Source organism: Chryseobacterium sp. CBo1, assembly GCF_001693475.1.
Classification (GTDB): Bacteria; Bacteroidota; Bacteroidia; order Flavobacteriales; family Weeksellaceae; genus Chryseobacterium; species Chryseobacterium formosense.
In genome coordinates, this window is sequence record NZ_MAUH01000067.1 from 110,301 (window position 1) to 133,074 (window position 22,774).

At 33.6% G+C, this 22,774-nt stretch carries 21 protein-coding genes; 14 read left to right on the plus strand and 7 right to left on the minus strand.

What is annotated here, in order from left to right; all coding sequences use genetic code 11:
• Positions 1–6 precede the first annotated feature (6 nt).
• The 9 genes from BA768_RS19255 to BA768_RS19295 all read left to right on the plus strand — a co-directional run bounded on the left by BA768_RS19255 (position 7) and on the right by BA768_RS19295 (position 13,062).
• On the plus strand, positions 7–2,391 hold the full coding sequence (locus BA768_RS19255) for a TonB-dependent receptor (protein ID WP_065722050.1): 2,385 nt from the start codon (positions 7–9) through the stop codon (positions 2,389–2,391).
• A gap of 29 nt (positions 2,392–2,420) precedes the next feature.
• Positions 2,421–2,981 (plus strand): hypothetical protein, encoded by a 561-nt coding sequence (locus BA768_RS19260; RefSeq protein ID WP_034673193.1) that lies wholly within the window; start codon positions 2,421–2,423, stop codon positions 2,979–2,981.
• Positions 2,982–3,124: 143 nt separating this feature from the next.
• Positions 3,125–4,063 carry a helix-turn-helix transcriptional regulator gene (locus BA768_RS19265; protein ID WP_123947144.1) on the plus strand — a complete coding sequence of 313 codons (939 nt, stop codon included), beginning with the start codon at positions 3,125–3,127 and terminating at the stop codon, positions 4,061–4,063.
• Between the two features lie 138 nt (positions 4,064–4,201).
• Positions 4,202–5,458, plus strand: coding sequence for a hypothetical protein (locus BA768_RS19270; protein ID WP_065722052.1), 1,257 nt, complete (start codon positions 4,202–4,204; stop codon positions 5,456–5,458).
• A gap of 144 nt (positions 5,459–5,602) precedes the next feature.
• The gene (locus BA768_RS19275; RefSeq protein ID WP_065722053.1) at positions 5,603–6,937 is read left to right on the plus strand and encodes a trigger factor; all 1,335 of its coding nucleotides are present in this window, start codon (positions 5,603–5,605) and stop codon (positions 6,935–6,937) included.
• Positions 6,938–7,071: 134 nt separating this feature from the next.
• Entirely contained in the window at positions 7,072–8,031 is a 960-nt protein-coding gene (locus BA768_RS19280) for a T9SS type A sorting domain-containing protein (RefSeq protein WP_065722054.1), read from the plus strand.
• Between the two features lie 185 nt (positions 8,032–8,216).
• Positions 8,217–9,191, plus strand: a complete 975-nt coding sequence (locus BA768_RS19285; protein WP_165601807.1) for a T9SS type A sorting domain-containing protein — start codon at positions 8,217–8,219, stop codon at positions 9,189–9,191.
• Positions 9,192–9,373: 182 nt separating this feature from the next.
• On the plus strand, positions 9,374–10,054 hold the full coding sequence (locus BA768_RS19290) for a hypothetical protein (protein ID WP_065722056.1): 681 nt from the start codon (positions 9,374–9,376) through the stop codon (positions 10,052–10,054).
• Positions 10,055–10,209: 155 nt separating this feature from the next.
• On the plus strand, positions 10,210–13,062 hold the full coding sequence (locus BA768_RS19295; RefSeq protein ID WP_065722057.1) for a M16 family metallopeptidase: 2,853 nt from the start codon (positions 10,210–10,212) through the stop codon (positions 13,060–13,062).
• 304 nt (positions 13,063–13,366) lie between these two features.
• Here the strand turns inward: BA768_RS19295 and BA768_RS19300 are convergent, their stop codons facing one another.
• Both BA768_RS19300 and BA768_RS19305 read right to left on the minus strand, forming a co-directional pair.
• Positions 13,367–13,951: a DUF3109 family protein gene (locus BA768_RS19300; protein WP_065722058.1), complete on the minus strand. Its 585-nt coding sequence runs from the start codon at positions 13,949–13,951 to the stop codon at positions 13,367–13,369.
• An 11-nt stretch (positions 13,952–13,962) separates the two neighbouring features.
• The gene (locus BA768_RS19305) at positions 13,963–14,868 is read right to left on the minus strand and encodes a DUF6427 family protein (protein WP_034673209.1); all 906 of its coding nucleotides are present in this window, start codon (positions 14,866–14,868) and stop codon (positions 13,963–13,965) included.
• A gap of 41 nt (positions 14,869–14,909) precedes the next feature.
• Here BA768_RS19305 and BA768_RS19310 point away from each other — a divergent pair, with 41 nt between their 5' ends.
• Positions 14,910–15,143, plus strand: a complete 234-nt coding sequence (locus BA768_RS19310) for a hypothetical protein (RefSeq protein ID WP_065722059.1) — start codon at positions 14,910–14,912, stop codon at positions 15,141–15,143.
• Between the two features lie 71 nt (positions 15,144–15,214).
• Here BA768_RS19310 and BA768_RS19315 read toward each other — a convergent pair whose 3' ends face one another.
• From BA768_RS19315 to BA768_RS19335, 5 genes are all read right to left on the minus strand, one after another.
• A complete protein-coding gene (locus BA768_RS19315; RefSeq protein WP_034673214.1) occupies positions 15,215–15,652 on the minus strand; it encodes a universal stress protein in 438 nt (145 codons plus the stop codon).
• Positions 15,653–15,712: 60 nt separating this feature from the next.
• Complete coding sequence (locus tag BA768_RS19320) at positions 15,713–16,318, minus strand: fumarylacetoacetate hydrolase family protein (RefSeq protein WP_034673216.1); 606 nt, start codon at positions 16,316–16,318, stop codon at positions 15,713–15,715.
• A gap of 324 nt (positions 16,319–16,642) precedes the next feature.
• Entirely contained in the window at positions 16,643–17,044 is a 402-nt protein-coding gene (locus BA768_RS19325; RefSeq protein ID WP_034673218.1) for a putative signal transducing protein, read from the minus strand.
• 147 nt (positions 17,045–17,191) lie between these two features.
• Positions 17,192–17,956 carry a 3'-5' exonuclease gene (locus BA768_RS19330; protein ID WP_065722060.1) on the minus strand — a complete coding sequence of 255 codons (765 nt, stop codon included), beginning with the start codon at positions 17,954–17,956 and terminating at the stop codon, positions 17,192–17,194.
• 73 nt (positions 17,957–18,029) lie between these two features.
• Positions 18,030–18,770, minus strand: coding sequence for a CDP-alcohol phosphatidyltransferase family protein (locus tag BA768_RS19335; protein ID WP_065722061.1), 741 nt, complete (start codon positions 18,768–18,770; stop codon positions 18,030–18,032).
• A gap of 256 nt (positions 18,771–19,026) precedes the next feature.
• Between BA768_RS19335 and BA768_RS19340 the strand changes: the two genes are divergently transcribed.
• From BA768_RS19340 to BA768_RS19355, 4 genes are all read left to right on the plus strand, one after another.
• A complete protein-coding gene (locus BA768_RS19340; protein WP_065722062.1) occupies positions 19,027–20,955 on the plus strand; it encodes an LTA synthase family protein in 1,929 nt (642 codons plus the stop codon).
• A gap of 146 nt (positions 20,956–21,101) precedes the next feature.
• Complete coding sequence (locus BA768_RS19345; RefSeq protein ID WP_034673226.1) at positions 21,102–21,521, plus strand: DUF2147 domain-containing protein; 420 nt, start codon at positions 21,102–21,104, stop codon at positions 21,519–21,521.
• Between the two features lie 101 nt (positions 21,522–21,622).
• Entirely contained in the window at positions 21,623–22,120 is a 498-nt protein-coding gene (locus BA768_RS19350; protein ID WP_065722063.1) for an RNA polymerase sigma factor, read from the plus strand.
• 1 nt (position 22,121) lies between these two features.
• The gene (locus BA768_RS19355) at positions 22,122–22,715 is read left to right on the plus strand and encodes a hypothetical protein (RefSeq protein WP_065722064.1); all 594 of its coding nucleotides are present in this window, start codon (positions 22,122–22,124) and stop codon (positions 22,713–22,715) included.
• Positions 22,716–22,774 lie beyond the last annotated feature (59 nt).

Below are 22,774 nucleotides of genomic sequence, written 5' to 3' on the forward strand. Positions count from 1 at the left end.
TTTAAAATGAAATTGATATATAGTTTACTGCTTATCCTTTTAGGATTTGCATTTACAAACGCACAGAAAACGTATACGGTTGAAGGAACTGTTCAGGATTTTCACGATAAAACCATGCTCGAAAATTCGACGGTAAAAATCGGCGATTATACTACAAAAACAGATAAAAAAGGTAAGTTTTCATTCAATAATATTCCTGCAGGAAAATATCAGCTCATTGCAAAGCATCCTCTGTGCGATGATTATACTGAAAATGTGGGAGTCGACAGAGATTTGCATTTAGCCATTACTTTAGAACATCACATTGGTGATATCGAAACCGTTACCATTCACGGAAGTCACAAAACTAGAGGCTCAGTGATTATGAGAACGCTGGATAAAACTGAAATCGAAAGAAATTCCACGGAAAATCTTGGGAATTTATTGACAAGAATTTCAGGGGTTACAGCACTGAAAACAGGAAATAATATTTCAAAACCAGTGATTCGTGGTTTGTATGGAAGCCGAATTTCTATTCTAAACAATGGAGTGAAAATGGCAGAGCAGGAATGGGGAGTTGAGCACGCTCCAAATGTTGATGTGAACGATTTTGAGCACATCGATGTTATTAAAGGTGCAGCCGCCTTGAAGTACGGAAATGAAGGAGTAGGCGGAGTTGTAGTTTTGGAACCTGCAGTTTTACCAAAGAGGGATACCATTATGGGAAGCCTGAAACTTTCAGGGATTTCTAATGGAAGAGGAGGAGAGATTGCTGCAAATGTTGCAAAAACCTGGGAAAACCAATGGTTTGTAAAAACAGGAGGGAGCTACAGAAAGACGGGAGACCAATATGTTCCGCATCATACATTGCAGAATACAGGTCAGGAATTTAACTCGTTTAATTTCTCTTTCGGAAAGCACAGTTTTTTACAAGGGTTTGATGTGTCTTATAGTGGGATCAACCAGGAATTTGGGATTTACAAAGGTGCACACTTGTCGAGTCCGGAAGATTTTTACAATGCGGTGAATTTCGGACAGCCTTATTATTTGGACGATTTTAGTTATGGTATGGTTAGTCCGAGACAGGTTGTTGAACATCATATTGCTAAGATTTCTGCTTATAAAAGATTTGCTGATTTTGGGAAGTTGACTTTCCAATACAGTTTCCAGCATAACAGAAGAGAAGAGTACGACATCAGAAGAGCAGAACGTGCCGATTTGCCCTCAATGGATTTGCGTTTGATTACGCATTCTGCAAGCTTGATTCATTTGCTTGAACGTAGAAATTGGAGTTTAGAAAGTGGGATTTCAGGAACTTTTCAGGATAATTTCCCTGATCCAAGAACAGAAGCAAGAAGATTAATTCCTGATTATTACCGATATGATGGAGGCGTTTTTTCTGTATTTAAATATAAATTTAATTCAAAATTAAATGCAGAAGCTGCTGCGAGATATGATTTCAGCAGATATGATTCTTATAAGTATTATGATTCTGATAAATGGAATGAAAACTTTGCAGACCTTTTTCCGCAGTTTTTTGTGAGTGAATCTGGTAGTAGAACATTAACGAGACCGATTTTAGATTATCATAATTTTTCAGCGAATATTGGATTAGATTATAAGCCAACTCAAAATCTTGAACTTAAACTTAATCTTTCAAGAGCAGACAGAAGCCCGAATGCAGCTGAACTGTTTTCAGATGGGTTGCATCATTCTGCGGCGATGATGGAAGAAGGTAATTTAAGTATAAAGAAAGAAACCGTTTATAATGTAAATCTATCTTTAGCAGCGCAGTTTGATGTGTTGAAAGGTCTTCATATCGAGGCGAGTCCTTATTTGATGATGTCTGATAGTTTTGTGAATCAAATTCCAACAGATTTACAGAATACAAGTAGAGGAGTTTTCCCGGTTTGGACGTATCAACAGATTAAAGCTAGAATTTATGGGATTGATGCCGATGCCGAATTGTCAATTCTCGATAATTTAAAATGGAAATCAGGATTCAGTATTCTGAAAGGTGACGATCTTTCGAATAATGAGCCGCTGATTTTGATGATGCCTGCAAGACTGAGAAACTCAGTTGAGCTTACTCTTAATAAACCTAAAAATTTCTATATCGCTTTGGAGAATGAAAATTCATTTAAGCAAAACCGTTTTCCGATCAGAGATTTACCGGTGACTTTTATTAAAGACGGGGTGGAAAGAAATGAAATCGTTGATTTTAGTTCTACACCTGCAGCGTTCACCATATTTAATGCTTCTGTTGGAGCAGATTTAATCAAAAATCTGAATTTAAACTTCAGAATCAACAACATTTTTAATGTAGAGTATAAAGAATATCTGAACAGACTCAGGTATTATATGTACGAACCCGGAAGGAATTTCGTCGTGACTCTTAAATACAATTTCTAATTATTTATAACTTAAAATTTAAAATTAAAATGAAAAAATTTATCAATATTACATTAGTTCTTTTTGCTGCACTTTTTGTGTTTTCTTGTAGATCAGACGATGATGCAATTCCTGAAGATGTTCACGAGCATGATGAAATCGGGAAAGTGGTTTTAAAATTGACTAATAAAAATGATGCTACAGATATTCAGACTGTAAACGTAATTTCAGGGGTTGCAGATGGTCATTTACATTTACACGCAGGTGATACTTATTTGGCAGAATTAGATTTCCAGATCAAGCATGATGATCACTATCATTCTTCAGATGAAATCGAAGAAGAAAAAGACCACCACTTTATTACCTTTAACCCAGCAAATGCGGATATTGTTGTGCTAAGATCTGCCAATGATATTGTAAGAACAGACGGGAATAAATTAGGACTAAGAACAGAATGGACAATCAATTCTACTCAGGCAACAGGAAAAATGAATATCAAATTGATTCACGGTCCTACTTCTGTTAATCAGAATTATCCTTCCGCAACCAATCAATTAGGTCAAACTCAAGGTGGAGAAAGCGATGTAGATATTACGGTTGACGCACATTAAAATCTAATTAGACAATTTTTAATATTATATTTAAAATAATAGTCGGTTAAATAATAAAACTCGTAACTGTATTAATATAGTTACGAGTTTTTTATGATATTTTTGTCTTTAAATAGACTTTTAATTATAATACAATTTTTCCAATGTTAAAAATTTCTACTGTAATAAATACTATAAAGAGCAGGAAGGAAAGGGAAGAAGATGAGATAGAGTATGAGAAAGATCATTTATTCAATACATATACATTAGTTCTTGTATTTATTTTGATATGTAATATTATTCTTAATCTCTTTATTGATCAATTACTATATGCAATAATATTTTTTGGTTTGACAATATTTCTATTTATTACATTGCTAATACCTAATAGAATAAGGTTTAACCGATTGAATTTAATGTCAATTTTCTTTTTTTTAGGGATAATAGTTTTTTTGTGTGATATAGCAAGTGGTAAAGGAGCTATGAGTTATTTATCTTATATTTCTTTAACGACTGCCGTTGGATATTTTTTTAATTATCAAACGGATAAGCCTATCATATTTTCACTTATCAGTTTATATATTATTCTTTTTTTAATCAACATTCTTACAGGTTATACTTTGTTTCCTTTCTTGCATCAGAATTTAACTCCGGAAAAAGAAATGTATATAAACATATATAAAGTTCTAGAAGTTTCTGTATTTGCTTTTTTAGGAATCTATTTTACCAACAGGAGGGAGAGAATATTAGTAAAATATTTTATGGAAAAAGAACGGTTAAACGAAATGATTAAGAAAACAGATAAATTGGTTTTTACAGAAGATTTATATCAAATAGCTATTAATGGAAATACATTATTTATTCCCTATTTTAAATCTCAATTTCCAGATTTTTTTGACAATATGTTAAAATCCCATTCTAATATTATTTCATCTGAATTGAAAATATGCGCATTGATGAAATTAAATTTTACCACTAAGGAAATAGCAAGAGCCACCAATTCTACTGTTCGTGCTATTGAAAATAAAAAATATAGAATTCGGAAAAAATTAAATATTTCAACGGAAACAGATATTAATGTATATATCATTAATAATTTTTAGATATTTTTAATGTGTTTATTATCAATGTGTTGCAGGAGTGAGTAGCTTTAAGTATGTGTATGAGTATATATAAGTAATCGTTTTTTGTATTCCTCATTTTTTTGATAATAATTTTATCAGCTCTAAAAATTATCACTTATGAAAAAAAATTTATTTATCCCATTTATTTTAATGTTTAGCTGCTCATCTTATTTTGCTCAGGTAGGGATTAACACGACAAATCCTCAAGGAGTTTTTAATATAGATGGAGCAAAAGATAATCCTGCAACCGGAATACCAACTGCAGCTCAACAGAATAATGATTTCGCTGTAACTTCTACAGGTAGTGTAGGAATAGGAATAACTGTTCCGGATAATAGTGCAAAGCTGGATATAAATTCCATAAACAAAGGAGTACTTTTACCAAGAGTTTCGCTTAGCAGTGCAACAGATCAAGCTACAATTCCTTCACCTGCTACAGGACTTTTGGTATATAATACGGGAACTTCTGGTCTTGGATACGTTGGGTATGTTTTTTGGAATGGCACTGAATGGAGAACTTTTAACAATTCATCAACTAACGCCGGGACTATTGGTACAATTTCATGTACAAGTGTAAGTTTATCACCATCATCATATACTTCGGGTACAGCTTACATTGGATCGATGACAGTGCCCTATACAAACGGAGATGGGGGAGCTTATCCTGCTCAAACTATAGGTCCAGTAAATGGTCTTACTGCAACAATTGCTTCTGGAAATTTTAATATAGGTTCAGGAAATTTAATTTATACTGTTTCGGGAACTCCTACTGTATCAAGCCCAATAACTACAACCTTTCCTTTAAATGTTGGAGGGCAAACCTGTAATGCAACAGTGGGACAGGGAAATGCGCTTCCTATTGGAGGTATTTCTGCAAATACCTATTTTGCTAACGCTACGACAATGAATGATACTCCTGGACTATATTTTTCGGCAAATGTAAAATACGGAGCTTCAATGCCGGTTATTGATGGTCTTACTTTTGATGTTATTTCATCAAGTTCTACTTACTATAGACCGATTTTAAAAAATACTTCAGGAAGTACGATAGTTGTACATATTAATACAGCAGCTCATTCTGTAGATGAAGGGCGGCAATTGATAGGTCTTAGTATTGCTCCGGGAGTAGAACAGCCGATTGATCAAAATGATATCGTATTTTGGCAAGGACCACCAACTGGTACTACAGCAACAGCACCAATTAACGGAACCAATTATAATGCAGAGGTTACAGAATTATTTTTATCAGTAAGAACTACTGTTGGAAATGGAACAACAATACCTGACGGATATCGTTTTTACAGATTTTTATATCAAATAGTACAATTTAATGGAGAAAAAGTTTTATTTACAACATTACAAAGAGTATTGTAAATGTATATAGCACATTATATTGTAAAACCGTTGAAAAATCATTCGACGGTTTTTACTTTAACAATATTTGTCTTTTTAAGTTGATTTTAATTGATATTTTTAATAAAAAATTCATATTTTTGCAACCTAAAATTTTAATCGATAATGAACGTTACAGCTCAAAATCATGATGATGTAAGTGCATTGCTTACAGTGACATTAGAAAAGTCTGACTACAAAGATAAAGTAGAGAAGCAATTGATTAACTATGCGAAAAACGCACAGGTTCCTGGTTTCAGAAAAGGGAAAGTGCCTTTAAGTATGGTAAGAAAGCAGTATGAAGCAGGTATTGCATTTGAGGAAATCAACAAGCAGGTTTCTGATGCTTTGAATAACTATATCAACGAAAACAAACTGAGATTGGTAGGTCAGCCGGTTCCACAGCCTGTAAATGATTTTAATCATAATGCAGAGAAATTGGAGGTTGCTTTTGAAGTAGGTTTCGAGCCTGAATTCTCTATCGATCTTTCTAAATATGAAGCTGCACACTACAAAGTAGCTGCTTCTGATAAAGAAATCAACAAGAGCATCGAAAATATGCAGAGACGTTTTGCAGAGCAGGTGCCGCAAGACAAAATCACGAAAGATTCTTACGTAGCTTTAGAAATTACTCAGGTAGTTGAAGAAGATGCAGAAGGAGAGCACCACCACCACCCAAAGAATGCTACCATTACCGCTGAAAATAAAGCAGCTTTCAAATTGGTAAAATCTTTGAAAATGGATGAGTCTGTAAAGGTTTCTAAAGAAACTCTTGCTTCTGACGAAGATTTGGCTAAAGAATTAGGATTCTCTAAAGAAGAAGTTGAGCATTTACACCACGCTGAAGTGGAGGTGAAAGTAAAAGATTTCTATTCTTTGAATCTTGCTGAACTAAACCAGGAACTTTTCGATAAAGTTTACGGTGAAGGAAACATCAAGTCTGAAGAAGAGTTGAAAGAAAAAGTAAAATCTGAATTGGATGAATACTTCCAGCAGAATGCAGACGTACACTTCGTAAACAAAGTATTGGAGCAGGTTTCTGAAAAAGAAGAAATAAAACTTCCTGAATCTTTCTTGGTAAAATGGTTAATGTTCTCAAACCAGAACATCCAGTCTGAAGATCAGGCAAAAGAAATTCTTGAAGCTGAGAAAAATCAGTTAAAATATCAAATCATCGAAGGTAAATTGATGAGCGAAAACGAAATTCAGTTAGACTATGCTGATGTTTTGGCACAGGCTGAGCAGTTGGTGAAAAATCAATTGGCAATCTACGGAATTCACCATTTAGGTGATGAAGAAGTTCAGAAATACGCTGTTGAAATGTTGAAAGACCAAGAGCAGGTAAGACAAATTTCTTCTGAAGTAGCAATGGCTAAGTTGAAAGACGTTATCCTTGAGAAAGCTACTAAAAAAGAAACTGAGATCTCTCACGACGAGTTTTTAGAAGAATTGAAGAAATAATTATTCTCTGATAAATATTGAAAACCTCCAAGAAATTGGAGGTTTTTTGCTTTTGTTTGATAATATGGTAATGTTGTTTTGGTTTTATTGTGAAAAAAATATTGTAAATTTAGAATTATTAAAAATTTTACAATATGAAAACAACTTTATTCTTTAAACAATCTGAAACTTCAGATTCTGTTATTTTATCTAAAAGAAAAATAAAATTTTCATTGACATTTCTATTCGTAGTAATGGTGACATTATTTGCAAATTTAAAAGCTCAGACTTCTAAAATAATTCCGGATAGCAATGTTTCCGGAAGTTTTTTGGGACCTTTGGCAAATTCTGCAAGAACTTATCAGATGCTGATTGATGATACCCAGCTTACACCTTTGGTTGGTAAATATCTCAATTCTATTTCATTCAGGCTTTTGGCTTCTGCCTCTTCATCCTGGCCTGCTGCAGATGCTACTTTCAGCAGTTATCAGATTTATTTAAGTAACGGAGTAGATCCTGCCAACAGACAATTGGATTTTGCAGCAAATATTACGGGAGCACAGACAATGGTAAGAACCGGCGCTTTGATTATTCCTGCGGGCTCACTCACTTCGGGTGGCGATCCCAATGCTTTCAGTTATAATATTTTGTTTGATACTCCCTATCTTTATAGCGGAGGGAATCTTATCTTAGAAATACGTCATACAGGAAGTAACTCGAGCTCTCTTTCTACACACTCAGTTACGAGCACCAATACGTCAGCAGGATATGGTACTCTTTTTTCTGCATGTTGGCAGGGAACAGGAGGGGTATTAAATGGTAACTTTGCTTACATAAAGATTAATTCTCTTGATACACTCGGTGTGAAATCAGTAACAATTGATGATAGCTTTTCTGTCTATCCTAATCCGGTAAAAAATAATTTATTTGTAAAATCAACAAAAGATATTGTAGAATTCAACGTATTCAATTTTGCGGGTCAGAAAGTATTGTATCAAAAGAACAGCACGAAAATCCCACAACTGAATACCTCTTCATTATCCAAAGGTCTTTATATTTTACAGATGATTGATAAAGAAGGTAATTCTACCTCGACGAAATTTGTTAAAGAATAATATTTTATCGTTTAATAGATAAATTTATTTACTGTAATAAGTATGTGAAAACTTCCAAGAAATTGGAGATATGCTTTTATGTTCAAGTTTGATTGCAATTGTGGGTTTTGAATTACGCATGATGTAAGATCTTAATTTTGATATCATTAAGAAAACGTATCTTTATGATCACTAAATTTATGAATATGAAAAAAGGTCTATTCTCTATTGGTTATCCGTTCTCGGCTTCATCTGTCATTCTTAACGGAAAAAGAAGCAGACAACTGAGTTTGTTCGCATTGCTACTCACATTGATTTTATCTTCAAACTTGAAAGCACAGGGGAGCTTCCAAATTTTGCCGGGCATCACTAATGAAGACGGAGCTTTTCTGGGGCCTTATGCAAATGCTCCAAGAAGATTTCAGATTCTTATAGCTCATGCACCAATTTCTTTAATGGTCAACAAATACATTACCTCGATCTCTTTCAGTCTCCAGGGTTCTTATACAAATGCATGGCCACTCACTGATACGGCATTCGGCAGCTATGAGATTTATCTCAGCAAAGGAGTGACTCCTCCTAATATGCAAATGAACTTTGCAGCTAATATTGTCGGGACTCAGACGATGGTAAAATCGGGAAACCTTATGATTTCTGCAGGCTCAGTTCCTGCCGGAAACAGCAGTAATCCTTACGCTTATACGCTCGTATTCGATACGCCTTATCTTTATACGGGCGGAAATTTAGTTATAGAAATACGCCATACAGGACATAATAATCCTGTTGATGTGCCTGTAAGAACATTAGATACAAATACTACGGTGAATACGACATATTTCTCAGGATGTTGGCAGCAGAATAATGGGATTACAAAGTTTAATTTTCCTTTTATAAGATTGAATGCTGTGAACAATTTGGAAAGCCTGGGTGTAAGGTCCGTAACGATTGATGACGGCTTTTCTGTCTATCCGAATCCTGTGAAAGACCATCTGTATGTAAAAGGGGACAAAGAAATTACAGAGATCAATGTATTTAATGCGGCAGGTCAGAAAATATTATCACAAAAAAATACTTTAAATAGTCTGAAGCTGGGTACATCCTCATTGTCGAAAGGAGTTTATATTCTGCAGATGATTGATAAAGAAGGTAATTGTACTTCTACAAAGTTTGTGAAAGAATAGTTCTTGTAAATATTGGGTTAAAAAAAATTGAAAATCCTCGGAATGCCGAAGGTTTTTATGTGCAGAACGATTCATGTCATTCAATATGATTATCTTTATCACTTTAATTTAACGACGAAACTGAAATACTTTAAAAAAACTAAACACGGTTTCACAAAGCTTTAAACAAATAAATATTTAATATGAAAAAGATCATCATCCCGTTTTTCTGCGCTGTTTTGCTTAGTACCTCAGTAAATGCAAATGTACAGACAGTAACCACTATTGAATCAAATGTAAAATCGCAACTTTCTCCGCAACAGATCATTGATAAATATATTGAAGCTTTGGGAGGAAAGGCGAAGTTGGAATCAGTAAAATCTTCTGTCAGCGAAGATGTTATTTCCGCACAGGGTATGGAAATCAAGTCGGTAACCAAAAAGATGGGCAATAAGTTCAAATCTGTACAGTTTATCATGGGACAGGAGATTGTGAGTGTTTTTGACGGTGTGAAAGGTCATTCAAATCAGACTGGTACGAAAGTAGAGTTTACGCCCGACAGAATTGTAGAATTAAAAAAAGGCAAAACCATTGATGCATTAGGTCTTGATGCTTCTAAATTTACTTCAGCCGTTGAAACATTAGACGGAAAAAGCTACAATGTTTTGGTGTCGGATGCTGTGAAATTATATTTTGATACTTCTACAGGATTGCTTTATAAAACAGGTAATGCAATGAGCGGAGCTGTTATAAAAAGTTATATAACCGTTGATGGTATTAAGTTTCCTGAACAGATTGAAGCAGAAGGAGGTGGGCAAAAAGTGATTATCAAAACCACAAAAGTTACCGTTAATTCGGGTGTAACTGATGCTGATTTTCAATAATTATTAATAAAAACATATTTAAAACCGGTTTTTTAACCGGTTTTTTTATTTTTTAAACTTTAACGCAAGTTTAACTAAAATATTAGTGATTAAATTTCTTGGGGTTGTGATAAATATTTAATTTTATCTCCGAGAAAAGATTTAAATCAAATTATATGAAAAAAATTCTATCGTCAGTTGCGGCAGTTGTTTTAATGTCGTCAATGGCTTTTGCACAGAATATCCCGATGGATCCTTCTGTAAAAACAGGTGTCCTTCCAAACGGAATGAAATATTACATTAAGAAAAACACATTACCTGAGAAAAAAGTAGACTTCAGATTGGCTATCAATGCAGGATCTATTCTTGAAGACGAAAACCAGAGAGGGCTTGCTCACTTTATGGAGCACATGAACTTCAATGGTACCAAAAATTTTCCGGATAATAAACTTGTAGATTTTCTACAGTCTATCGGTGTGAAATTCGGGCAGCACCTTAATGCGTATACAAGTTTTGACGAAACGGTTTACATGCTTCCTGTTCCATTAGATAAGCCGGGAAATCTTGATTCCGGATTAAAAGTAATGGAAGACTGGGCTTTCAACGCTACTCTTACCGATGAGCAGATCAACAAAGAAAGAGGAGTCGTATTGGAAGAGCTAAGATTAGGTTTGGGTGCAGACAAAAGAATGTCTGATAAATACCTTCCTAAAATGCTTTACAAATCTCAATACGCTAATAGATTACCAATTGGTACAAAAGAGGTTTTAGAAAACTTTAAGCCAGATGTGATCAGACAATTCCATAAAGATTGGTACAGACCGGATCTTATGGCGATTGTTGTTGTAGGAGACATTAATGTAGATGAGGTTGAGAAAAAAATCAAAACCAATTTCGGTAAATACAAAAATCCTTCTAAACCAAGAGATAGAAAGGTTTTTGACCTGCCAAACCATAATGAAACTTTAGTCGCTATTGAAACTGATCCGGATGCAACCAATTCGATGGTTCAGTTTATCATGAAAGATAAAGAAGCTTATGCACCGGATGTTACTGTTGAGCAGTACAACCAGAGTTTAATTGAAAATCTTGCGACAACAATGTTGAACAACAGATTGAGAGAGTTGGTAAATTCAAACAATCCACCATTTACATTCGGTTCTGTATATCATGGCGGAACGTATGCAAGAACGAAGGAAGCTTTCCAGGGATTTGCAATGGTAAAAGAAGGAAATCAGGTAAATGCTTTGAAAGTTCTTCTTGAAGAAACAGAAAGAGCAAAAAGATTTGGCTTTACACAGGGAGAATTAGACAGAGCAAAATCTCAGATCATGTCTAATATGGAAAGGTCTTACAACAACCGCGACAAAACAGAAAGCGATATGTTGGTAGACGAATACGTTAGAAATTTCCTTGAGCAGGAACCAATGCCAGGAATTACATGGGAATATGAAGATACAAAATCTTTCTTACCAACCGTAACTTTGGCTCAGACAAACGATGTGATCAAGAAAATGGTGAAAGAAGACAGCAGAGTAATAGTGATTACAGGTCCTAAAAAAGACAATGTAACAATGCCTACTGAAGCTTTAGTTTTAAAAACTTTTGATGATGTAAAATTAGCTGATCTTAAACCTTATGAAGAAAAAGCGACCATCAAAAATTTAGTGAAGCCATTTAAATCTGAAGGAAAAATTGCTAAAACTGAAACCGATGCAAAATTAGGCACAACAACCTGGACTTTAAGCAACGGTGCAAAAGTTACTTTCAAAAAAACTGACTTTAAAGATGATGAGATTGTTTTCTCAGCAAGAAGTTTAGGTGGTAATTCATTATTGAATGATGCAGATTACAACAAAACACAGTTCGCTTATCAGGCTCTTACTGAAGCTGGAGTAAACGGGGCTTCCAAAGCTGATCTTACCAATTATTTAGCTGGAAAACAGGTGATGGTAAATCCATACATCAGCAGTACTTTGGAAGGAATTTTTGGTAGAACAAACCAAAAAGATCTGAGCACCGCAATGGAATTGACTTACGCTTATTTTACAGGTTTAAACTACAGCCCGGAAGCATTTAATGCTTATAAAATGAAGCAGTCTGCAATGTTGGATAATTTATTGTCTAATCCACAGACTTATTTTGCAAGTGAGCATGCTAAATTTACGAATCAGAAGAACCCACGATTCATCGGTATTCTTCCGTTGGAAAAAGATTGGGCGGCAACTGATTACAAAAAAGCGTATGATGTTTACAAAGAAAAATTTGCCAATGCAGGAAACTTCCATTTCTATTTCGTAGGAAATATTGATGAGGCTAAATTTAAAAACGAGGTTTTACAGTATATCGCAAGTTTACCAACGACAGGAAAGGCTACAAATTTCAAAGATACAGGCTACAGAGCAATCACAGGAGATCATACGAAAGTGTACAAAAAAGGAAAGGATCCTAAGAGTATGGTTCAGATCGTTTTCTCCGGAGAAACTCCATACAATGAAAAGGAAGCGTTGGCTCTTTCAGCTTTAGGTGAAGTGGCTACGATCAAAGTTATTGAGAAACTCAGAGAAGACGAAAGCGGAATCTACGGTGGTGGAGCAAGAGGCGGAATGTCTAAAGTTCCTTATGGTAATTACTCTTTCAGCTTAAGTTTCCCTTGCGGACCAGAAAATGCTGATAAATTAACGAAAAGTGCTATCGCTGAACTTCAGAAACTTATCGATAAAGGTCCTGAACAAAAAGATCTTGATAAGTACAAAGAAGGGGAGATGAATGATTATAAAACAGACATCAAAGATAATAACTACTGGATGAATGCTTTGTCTAAAAACCAATTAGACGGAAGCGACAAGTATGAGATCCTGAATTATCAGGAAAAAGTAAAAGCACTTACTGTAAAAGATCTGCAGGATGTTGCTAAAAAATATCTTACGAAAAACAGAGTTATTGCTACTTTAATGCCTGAAGACGGATGGGAAGCTGCTCCTAAAAAAGAAACTGCTGCAACCGTAAAAGCTACGACAGTAAAATAATCTTAGTCGATTACATATAATGAAAACCACCGCAGGAATTTTCCTGCGGTGGTTTGTTTTTGTTCTGTTTTTGAATGATAAGATTCCGATTTGATAGGATTATCATCCTATCCTTCAGAAAGTCGTCCCTTCGGGACTGAACATGGGAAAATTTAAATTCATACATATTCCTATTACGAAGCGTGACCTCCGAATCTTGAATTCAAAATCGAAATTTAAAATCGCTAATCCTGAAAACTGAATTCCGATTCTCGAATCTCGAACCTTGAATTTAGAATCTCAAATCTCGAATCTCAAATAAACACTATTTTCCGTATTCCTTCTTCCATTCCTCCGCAACATCACTCAAAGTAGCATAAAAATCTTCACCATATTTTCTTGTAAGCGGAGTTTTCAGGAATTTATATACAGGAACCTGTAATTGTTTTCCTAAAGTACAGGCATCACTACAAACGCTCCATTCATGATAATTTAAAGCAGAAAAAGTAGAATATTCAGTAATTCTGATAGGGTATAGGTGACAGGAAATAGGCTTTTGCCAATCAATTGCGCCGTCTTCATATGCTTTTTCGATTCCACATTTTGTGATGCCTTTTTCATCGAAAGTTACATAAGCACATTCTGCATTTTCAACCATTGGAGTTACGTACATTCCGTCCAATGGATCGGTTGTCCAGGTTCCTTGTTCGTCTAAAGCTTTAATTCCGGCTTCAGTAAGGTAAGGTTTTATTTTATCGTAAATATTTTCTAAAATCACAAGCTCATCTTTGTCGAGAGGAGCTCCGACATCACCTTCCACACAACATGCACCTTTACATTTTGTAAGGTTACAAACAAATTCTTCAGAAAAAATATCTTCAGAAATTAATTTATCGTCTATTTGAATCATAATCTTTAATCTTAAAATAAATTGAAATGAGTTCCGGCTTTAAATGCAATCAAACTGATGATGGTAAGCCATACACAAGCTTCCTGCATCCAGTATTTTGGTAAAAACTTAAACATTCGGCTTAGAATAATCGTTGAAGGAAAAGCCAAAAGCAAAAGGTATTCGTAGCTTTTATTCATGTAAAGGATGATGCTTACCAACTGTGCAAGTGAAAATACCAGTAAAAAAGTATATTTATATCTGCTTACAGGGCTTTTCTTATTATAATGTTGAAAATGGTCATATATTGCATAAATCAGCATTAATGCAATCGGAATTAACGGAAACAATTCTGTATAATCGGTCATTACTTTCATTTTTCCGAAAGGAATATAAGCAGTATTCCAGGTGTTGTATTGCATAAAAAACATCACCGAGAAATAACTCAACGTGATCATGATTATGCCCAAAAGAAATCTGAAAATATTTAAACCAACTCTTTCAGAAGTTACAATTAAATGAATCAGAACAAAACACATCATTGGCCAGGTTGTCGGAAGAAAGATGAAATTTAAGGCTACAATAGAACCAACAAGAACGTAGGATTTTTTTCTCAGATCTTCATCGGTGCTTGTTAAAAGAAGAAGGAGAAACGAATTGGTAAGCAAAGCAACGGCAATTCCGAGGTCGAGATTTCCGTCATAGAGCCCAAAAATAAAAAATGTGTAGAGAAACAAAGACAAATGGGTATTGTAATTCAGTGCAATGGCATTAAAACAAAAATATCCCAAAGCAATTCCCAGAAAAGTAATTCCTGCGATAATTGCTTCATAAGTATTGAAATTCAGTATGTTAAATAATATTACTATAAAAAGAAGAAAACCAATATAAACAGGAATTGAAAAAATATTGCTTTCTTTTGAAAGTAATCTAAACATTTTTTATAAATTTGTGCAAAGTTAATTTAAAAAAGGAAATAATGACGTCTTTCTTTCTATTCTTAAGCGGTGTTTTCAAATGGTCTTTCGGTTTTTTCGATACTTTTGGAAACGTATTAAACTGGATCTTGTTCATCGTATGTTGTGCATTGTTCACATATTGGTGCTATGTATTGGTAGCAACATTGGGTGGTGATAAAGACAAAGACTATTTTTCTCCGACAGAAGGAAAGCATCCTTACTACGATCCTAAGATCTATAAAAAAGAAGGTTAATTAATTGGTTATATAGAAAAAGACCGGTCAAATTATTTGATCGGTCTTTTTTATTTATTCTAAAGAAATATTTATTCGTGAATCGGAAGAACCAAAACGGGGATTTTAGAGCTTTTAGTCAATCCTTTCGTTAAGCTTCCTACAAAAACATCATAAATTCCGCTTCTTCCATGTGAACCCATTACAATATAACTTGCATTTTTAAGGTCGGCATATTCCAAAATAATATCTTTGGCGATCCCTTGCTTTAAAATATGCTCACATTCTACATCCTGAGCGAGAACTCTTTGGTTGATCTTGTTTAAAAGTACCAGTTCCTCTCTGATTTCATTTTCTTCAACTTCCGGAAAATATTGGTATCCCATATCTCCGATGGCAAAACCGATGTCTGTTGGTGCAACGTGAATAAGGCAAATTTTACCGTTTACTTCTTTGGCAAATTTTACGGCTCCGTCTATCAGCTGATCTGTTTTTTCTCCAAAATCGACGGGAAGGATAATGTTTATCATAATTTGTAATTTAAGTCTTCTTAAAGGTATGAAAAAAACAGACCAATGTCAAATGATTTTCTATAGGACTCTGATGTCTAAGACTTTTTCGTCTTCAAGATAAGCTTCCAGAATATCGTTTTCAGAAACTTTTCCGACACCTTCCGGAGTTCCGGTGAAAATCAAATCCCCAACTCTCAATGTGAAATACTGCGAAACAAAAGCGATAATATCATCGATACTGAAAATCATATCTTTCGAGTTTCCGTCCTGTACTTTATCCTTATTTTTTAATAATGAAAAATTCAAAGATTCAAGGTTGTAATTTTCTTTTTTGAAGAAATTTCCCACCACTGCAGAACCGTCAAAACCTTTTGCCAGTTCCCACGGAAGACCTTTAGATTTTAAGTCACTCTGCAAATCTCTTGCTGTGAAATCGATTCCCAAACCGATTTCCTCATAATGTTTATGAGCTGTTTCTTTCTGAATGTATTTTCCGCCTTTTGAGATTTTTACCACCACTTCCAGTTCGTAATGTATATCATTTGAGAATTCAGGAATGTAAAAATCGTTTCCTTTCAAAACAGCCGTGTCGGGTTTCATGAAAATTACGGGTTTGTCCGGAATTGCATTTCCCAATTCCTTCGCGTGTTCGCTATAATTTCTTCCTATGCAGATTATTTTCATAATTTATTTTGTTGAATAATTATTCATTACTTATTACTCATTATTAATGTTTTTAGAAGCTATTTCCCGCTTTCCACTGTATCTTTCGTGCAATCAGGGCTAATATAGAGTGTTCTCTCCAAAAGTTTGTCATTTCGACGAATGAGAAAACTTATTGTAATTCTTCTGAGACCACCCGTCAAAAATTTCTTTGAAATTTTCGCCACCCCTCCTTTGGAGAGAATTCTGCGCACTATTTAAAGAATCTTATTGCGAGGAGTGCATCGAAGCAATCTTAAAATATTCTCAATCATGTAATCTTCAATCCATCATTCCGCTTCCAACCTATCCATGCTTAAATTTATTCCCGCAATAATAGCAAACGTAGTTTTCGTTCGATAAAATCGAAATTCCAAAGAAGCTTGTCGAGCTGTCATCTTTATACAAATGGTTGGAACCGCATTTCGGACAGACAAAATCAAAACCAGGATTTTCGATTGTGTGCTCCACTTCAAGAGCGAATTTTTCATTTTCCTGATATTCAGTTAAAACTTTCTCAGCGTTTTCAAAATCATTTTCAAAAACCTGAAGCTGAATTCCTCCCACAGCTTGTGAAAGCAGCCAATCTGACTGAATCAGTTGTTCGTTGGCGATAAAACTGTTGATACCATTTTCGGCAAGAATCTGCTTGTCACGATTGGCTTCAAGAGCTGTTTCGTAGAATTTGAATTTAACTAAATTGTTCATACTGAAATTATTTTACCGCAAAAGAAACAAAGAATGTGCTGAAAATAAAATTACAAAAGTTGACAAAAAAATGTACTTATTGTTTTGTGTTCTTTGAAATACTTTTTAGCGGATAAAAATCTTTTGCCTCTTTTGCGGTTAAAAAGATTAAAACTTACTCGAAAGCTGAATTTTTGTGAAGACTTTCTTCGTATATAAAGGGAAATCTGCATTTTGCAGCCACCCGAAATATCCCAGATCTTTCTGGAAAACTTCTTTTACAACCTGACCTTTGTATTTTCCGAAAGCAAAAATTTCCTGGTTTTTTGCGTTGTAATGAATCATTCCCGCTAAATCGGCAAATTTATTTTGGGTTGAAAATTCGCTCAATTCAGCAACTTCATTAGAAATGTCATCGTATTTTCCAACTTGTGCATCCAGAACCTCAAAAGTCGCCAAAACATCGGCTTCAGCAGAATGAGCATTTTCTAAAGTTTTTCCGCAATAAAATTGATAAGCCGCACTCAGGTTTCTTGGCTCTTTTTTGTGGAAAATTGTTTGTGCATCGACCAATTTGAATTTATTTAAATCAAAATCAAAATCTGCGCGCAGCAATTCTTCAGCCAACAAAGGAACATCAAACCGGTTAGAATTGAATCCACCCAAATCCGCTCCGGAAATCATTTCTACAATTTTCGGCGCAATTTCCTTAAACGTCGGCGCGTCTTTTACATCTTCATCATAAATTCCGTGAATCTCGCTGCATTCTTTCGGGATTGGAATTCCCGGATTCACTTTCCAGGTTTTGCTTTCTCTCGAAGAATCTGGATTTACTTTTAAAATACAGATCTCAACAATTCTGTCTTTTCCGACATTGGTTCCGGTTGTTTCAAGATCGAATATGCAAAGAGGTTTATAGAGTTTTAAGTTCATTTTTTATAATTTGAAAATTTGAGAATATATGAATGTGTGAATTTGAGAATGAAAACTTCAGGTTTCCATCTTCTTACTTTAATTGTTTCTGAAAGATAATTGAAATTAAGATATAATAAATAATTACTAATGGAATTCCGACAGTTTTAAATATAATCAAAATAAGAATTGCACCAATTAGTAAGGCTACTTTTGGATAATTATCCTGCAACTTCATTGATTTAAATTTCATGGCAATCATTTTGATGGGACTGATTAAAAGCCAAGATGAAATTGCGGTTAAAATCAATAAGTAACTTTCATTTTCAAATAAAAAACTGAAAGCAGAAGATTCTTTATGTGCTAAATATAAGCCAAAAATCAAGATGGTATTTGAAGGGGTGTTCAAACCCTTAAAATAATATTTCTGATCCTCATCCAGATTAAAAATTGCCAGTCTTAAACAAGAAAAAAGTGTAATAATAAACCCAAAATAAGAAATCCAACGCTGTTCTTTGAGAAGTAAATATCCGTAATCTATAAAATTTAAAGAATTGCTATTCTCAACTTCGAGAAGAGAAACAAAAATTGTTAATCCGGGAATCAATCCGAAACTTACCATATCTGCTAAAGAATCGAGCTGAGTTCCCAAATTGGAATTGGCTTTTAAGGCTCTCGCTACAAATCCGTCGAAAAAATCTAAGACCAGAGATAAAATAATGCAGATTGCAGTTGTCTGATAATCGCCTAAAATCAAATGTACAGCACCAACGCAACCCGAAAAAAGGTTTCCCAAAGTAATGGCATTTGCCAGATTGTTCTTTATGAAATTCATAGCAGCAAAATTACATTTTTTAAAAATTTTAACCTTAATTAATATGAACTAAAAATTATAATCCTGTGAAATCGCTGTAATTAACAGTGAAATATGAAGGCAATATAAATTGGCGATTGCATATGGCTATTAAAAAAAATAAATATCTACATATGAATTTAGCTTAAATTTGCGCAGCAAATTTGTTATCAGTCAAAATTTTAAAGTAAAGCGACGCCTGATAACGTTACATCTTTAAAAGCAATTATACAGACAAATGAAATTTTTTAAAGAATTCAGAAAAGAAGAAGTTCTGGTTTTATGCTACAGAATTTTCTTGACTTTTGTATTTTATCAGATCGCAAGACTTTTGTTTTGGTTTTTCAATAAAGATTTAATAAAAGTAGACAGTATTTCGGATTATCTGAGTCTGGCTTTTCACGGTGTTGCATTTGATCTTACGGCAATTCTTTACGTTAACGTTCTGTTTATTTTTTTAAGTTTAATTCCGATTGTCATCAATACCAAAAAAGGGTATCAGAAATTTCTATTCTGGCTGTATTTTATCACCAACGGAATTGCTTATGCCATGAATTTCGGGGATTTTATTTATTATAAATTTTCTCAGACGAGACTCACTTCGGCAGCTTTTCAGGTGGCAAAACATGAGACCAATATTATGAAGGTTTTTACAGCTTCTACCAAAGAGCATCCTTTTGTGATCTTGTGGTTTGTTGTATTAATGATCCTATGGATTTTTCTTTATAAAAGATTTAAAATTGAATATAAAAAACCTGTAAAGCTTGTTCCTTACTTTATATTGTCGATTCTTACTTTATGTGTTTCCGCAGTTTTAATTGTTGGCGGAATCAGAGGGGATTTTAAACACAGTACAAGACCTATTAATTTAGTAGATGCCAATAAATTTGTAAAAACTCCGCTTCAGGGAAATATTGTGCTGAATTCTACTTTTTCTTTCTTCAGAACGCTAGGAACGAATAATTTCAGGGAAGTTCAATTTGTTGATCAGAAATTTATCGATGAAAATATCAATCCATATAAAACGTATGAAAGACAGGTTGACGGTAAACCGAATGTGGTAATTTTCATTGTAGAGTCTTTCGGAAGAGAATATTCAGGAGCTTTTAATAAAGATAAAAACATTAAAGATTATGTTTCTTATACTCCATTTATTGATAGTTTAGCGAATGAAAGTCTCATTTTTCCGAATACTTTTGCCAACGGAAGACAGTCTATCCATGGAATGAGCAGCATTTTAGCAGGAATTCCGAGTTTAACTGATGCTTTTACAAGTTCGCCTTATTCGAATCAGAAAATTCAGTCGATTGTTTCGGTTTGTAATGATATGGGGTATGATACTTCATTTTATCACGGTGCACCCAATGGTTCTATGGGATTTTTAGGTTTCGGAAATATTTTAGGTTATAAACATTATTATGGTAAAAACGAGTATAATAATGACAAAGATTTTGATGGAATGTGGGCAATCTGGGACGAACCTTTCTTACAATATTTTGCAAAAAACGTAGGCAAAACACAGCCTTTTATGGCAACTGTTTTTACGGCTTCATCACATCATCCGTTTAAAATACCTGAAAAATACAACGGAAAATTCAAAAAAGGTAAAGTAGAAATGCACGAGCCGATGGAATATACCGATTATTCGATCAGAAAATATTTTGAAACGGCAAAAAAACAACCGTGGTTTAAGAATACGATTTTCGTATTTACGGGCGATCATCCAAACCAGATTTATTATTCTGAATACGAGAAGGCAATGAACCGTTTTGCTGTTCCGCTGATTTTTTATTCTCCAAATCCTGAATACAACCTGAAAGGAGTAAATCCTGAATTTGCACAGCAGATTGATATTTATCCGACTCTGGCAGATTTAATCGGTTATAATAAAAAAATAAGAAGCTGGGGTAGAAGCTTATTGAGCGAAAAAAAATATCCGTATCTCATCGTTAATTCAGACGGAACTTCAGAACAGTTCATTATCGGAAATTATATTTACAGGTTTGATGGTAAAAATATTACAGGAATTTATGAGAAAAATGATTTAGGTTTTGAAAATAATCTTAATGATAAAATAAAATCTCCTGAAACCGAAAAAGGAAAACAGATGGCAAAAGCCTGGTATCAGGATTATATGAATCGTGTGATCAACAGAAAACTGAATTAATGGTAAGACTGTTTAATTTTAAAATCAATCAAATCTTCTGTGATGTATGCAAAGGATAACAAAAATGTTGGTGTGTTTAAAATTTATGTCTATTTTTAACTAATTAAGAATTTAAGAATCTTATAATTAAAATTAAACTCTATAATATGAAAAAATTATTAGCAACATTTGTACTTTCTTTATTCAGTGTAATGTCTTTTGCACAGATCGAAGGAAAATGGAAAACCATAGATGACGAAACAAAACAGGCAAAATCTATCGTAGAAATCTACAAAAAATCTGACGGTAAATATTACGGAAAAGTATCTCAGTTATTGATAAAACCCGCAGATCCTAACTGTACAAGCTGTAAAGATGACAGAAAAGGTAAGCCAATTTTGGGAATGGAAATTATCCGAGGTTTGGCAAAAGACGGTGACGAGTTTACCGGAGGAACGATTACAGATCCTAAAACGGGTAAAACTTATAAATGTACTATTACAAAAAGTGGAGATAAGCTGAACGTAAGAGGTTATATGGGAGTTTCTATTTTAGGAAGAACGCAAGTTTGGCAGAAAGTGAACTAATCAGTTTAAAATAACATTAAATATAGGGCAACTCAGCAATGAGTTGTCTTTTTTTTATGTAATTATCTGTAACGAAAAATAAAATTGTATACATATAAAATATGAGTTCAGATTTGGAGAAAAAATTTATTGATGTTTTTAAAGAAAATCAAAGAATTGTACATAAAATATGTAGAATTTATACGAATAATTCTGAAGATCATGAAGATCTTTTTCAGGAAATCACGATACAACTATGGAAATCTTACGCAGGTTTCAGAGGCGAATCTAAATTTTCTACCTGGATGTATCAGGTGGCTTTAAATACAGCAATGACATTATCTAAAAAAACTAAAAAACATCAGTTCCAACAAGTTGATATTAATGTTTCGTCTTTAAAAATAAAAGAAGAATCTTATGAAGATGATGGATATAAACTCAAAGAAATGTATCAGCACATTTATAGCTTATCTGATATTGAAAAAGCATTAATCATGATGTATCTTGATAATAAACCTTTTAAAGAAATAGGTGATATTTTGGGAATTACAGAAGGAAATGCAAGAGTAAAGATGAATAGAGCTAAGAATAATTTGAAATCAAAAATAAATGCAAAGTAAGATGGATGAATTAGAACTTTTAAAAGAAGATTGGAGTAAAAACAAAAATGAATTTAAAAATTACTCTGCAACAGAAATATATTCAATGATTAAAGAAAAATCTATTTCTGTTACCAAAAATTTACTTATAATTGGCTTGATAGAAGTGATTTTATGGTTTATGATTGGTTATATTGACAGTGAGTTTCCTTATTTTAGGATTGGATTATTTACTGTGTTTTTTATTTTAATTATTTATTCATTCAAAAAAATAAAGGTTAGTCAAAATTCTATTTCGTTGATGAGGAATATTTTAAATTTAAGAAAAATGGTCTTGGGATATGCGTTAATTTCATTTTTAGTGATTGTTGTAGGTAATATTGTTAATTTTAAACATAATACACAGGATTTTATGGCAGGTTATCTAGATGGAAAAAGAAACGGAACTTTTAATGTAACTAATCCCGATTCTTTAACTCCTGAATTAATTAATTATGCTGCTTTTGCAATTGTATTGATTATGGTTGTGTTTTTCTTGTATTGGATTTATAAAAATACCTATGGTAAAATTTTGATTAATCTCAAAAACAATTATCAAGAATTAAACAAATCTTAATATCACGAAGATTAATGAAAGGATTTCTTCAATGAGTTGTCTTTTTTGTGATGTAAATA

What these genes read in the sequence shown, in the direction of transcription:
- BA768_RS19255 (WP_065722050.1), top strand. Translation starts at nt 7, where the DNA reads ATGAAATTGATATATAGTTTACTGCTTATCCTTTTAGGATTTGCATTT.
- BA768_RS19260 (WP_034673193.1), top strand. Translation starts at nt 2,421, where the DNA reads ATGAAAAAATTTATCAATATTACATTAGTTCTTTTTGCTGCACTTTTT.
- BA768_RS19265 (WP_123947144.1), top strand. Translation starts at nt 3,125, where the DNA reads ATGTTAAAAATTTCTACTGTAATAAATACTATAAAGAGCAGGAAGGAA.
- BA768_RS19270 (WP_065722052.1), top strand. Translation starts at nt 4,202, where the DNA reads ATGAAAAAAAATTTATTTATCCCATTTATTTTAATGTTTAGCTGCTCA.
- BA768_RS19275 (WP_065722053.1), top strand. Translation starts at nt 5,603, where the DNA reads ATGAACGTTACAGCTCAAAATCATGATGATGTAAGTGCATTGCTTACA.
- BA768_RS19280 (WP_065722054.1), top strand. Translation starts at nt 7,072, where the DNA reads ATGAAAACAACTTTATTCTTTAAACAATCTGAAACTTCAGATTCTGTT.
- BA768_RS19285 (WP_165601807.1), top strand. Translation starts at nt 8,217, where the DNA reads ATGAAAAAAGGTCTATTCTCTATTGGTTATCCGTTCTCGGCTTCATCT.
- BA768_RS19290 (WP_065722056.1), top strand. Translation starts at nt 9,374, where the DNA reads ATGAAAAAGATCATCATCCCGTTTTTCTGCGCTGTTTTGCTTAGTACC.
- BA768_RS19295 (WP_065722057.1), top strand. Translation starts at nt 10,210, where the DNA reads ATGAAAAAAATTCTATCGTCAGTTGCGGCAGTTGTTTTAATGTCGTCA.
- BA768_RS19300 (WP_065722058.1), bottom strand. Translation starts at nt 13,951, where the DNA reads ATGATTCAAATAGACGATAAATTAATTTCTGAAGATATTTTTTCTGAA.
- BA768_RS19305 (WP_034673209.1), bottom strand. Translation starts at nt 14,868, where the DNA reads ATGTTTAGATTACTTTCAAAAGAAAGCAATATTTTTTCAATTCCTGTT.
- BA768_RS19310 (WP_065722059.1), top strand. Translation starts at nt 14,910, where the DNA reads ATGACGTCTTTCTTTCTATTCTTAAGCGGTGTTTTCAAATGGTCTTTC.
- BA768_RS19315 (WP_034673214.1), bottom strand. Translation starts at nt 15,652, where the DNA reads ATGATAAACATTATCCTTCCCGTCGATTTTGGAGAAAAAACAGATCAG.
- BA768_RS19320 (WP_034673216.1), bottom strand. Translation starts at nt 16,318, where the DNA reads ATGAAAATAATCTGCATAGGAAGAAATTATAGCGAACACGCGAAGGAA.
- BA768_RS19325 (WP_034673218.1), bottom strand. Translation starts at nt 17,044, where the DNA reads ATGAACAATTTAGTTAAATTCAAATTCTACGAAACAGCTCTTGAAGCC.
- BA768_RS19330 (WP_065722060.1), bottom strand. Translation starts at nt 17,956, where the DNA reads ATGAACTTAAAACTCTATAAACCTCTTTGCATATTCGATCTTGAAACA.
- BA768_RS19335 (WP_065722061.1), bottom strand. Translation starts at nt 18,770, where the DNA reads ATGAATTTCATAAAGAACAATCTGGCAAATGCCATTACTTTGGGAAAC.
- BA768_RS19340 (WP_065722062.1), top strand. Translation starts at nt 19,027, where the DNA reads ATGAAATTTTTTAAAGAATTCAGAAAAGAAGAAGTTCTGGTTTTATGC.
- BA768_RS19345 (WP_034673226.1), top strand. Translation starts at nt 21,102, where the DNA reads ATGAAAAAATTATTAGCAACATTTGTACTTTCTTTATTCAGTGTAATG.
- BA768_RS19350 (WP_065722063.1), top strand. Translation starts at nt 21,623, where the DNA reads ATGAGTTCAGATTTGGAGAAAAAATTTATTGATGTTTTTAAAGAAAAT.
- BA768_RS19355 (WP_065722064.1), top strand. Translation starts at nt 22,122, where the DNA reads ATGGATGAATTAGAACTTTTAAAAGAAGATTGGAGTAAAAACAAAAAT.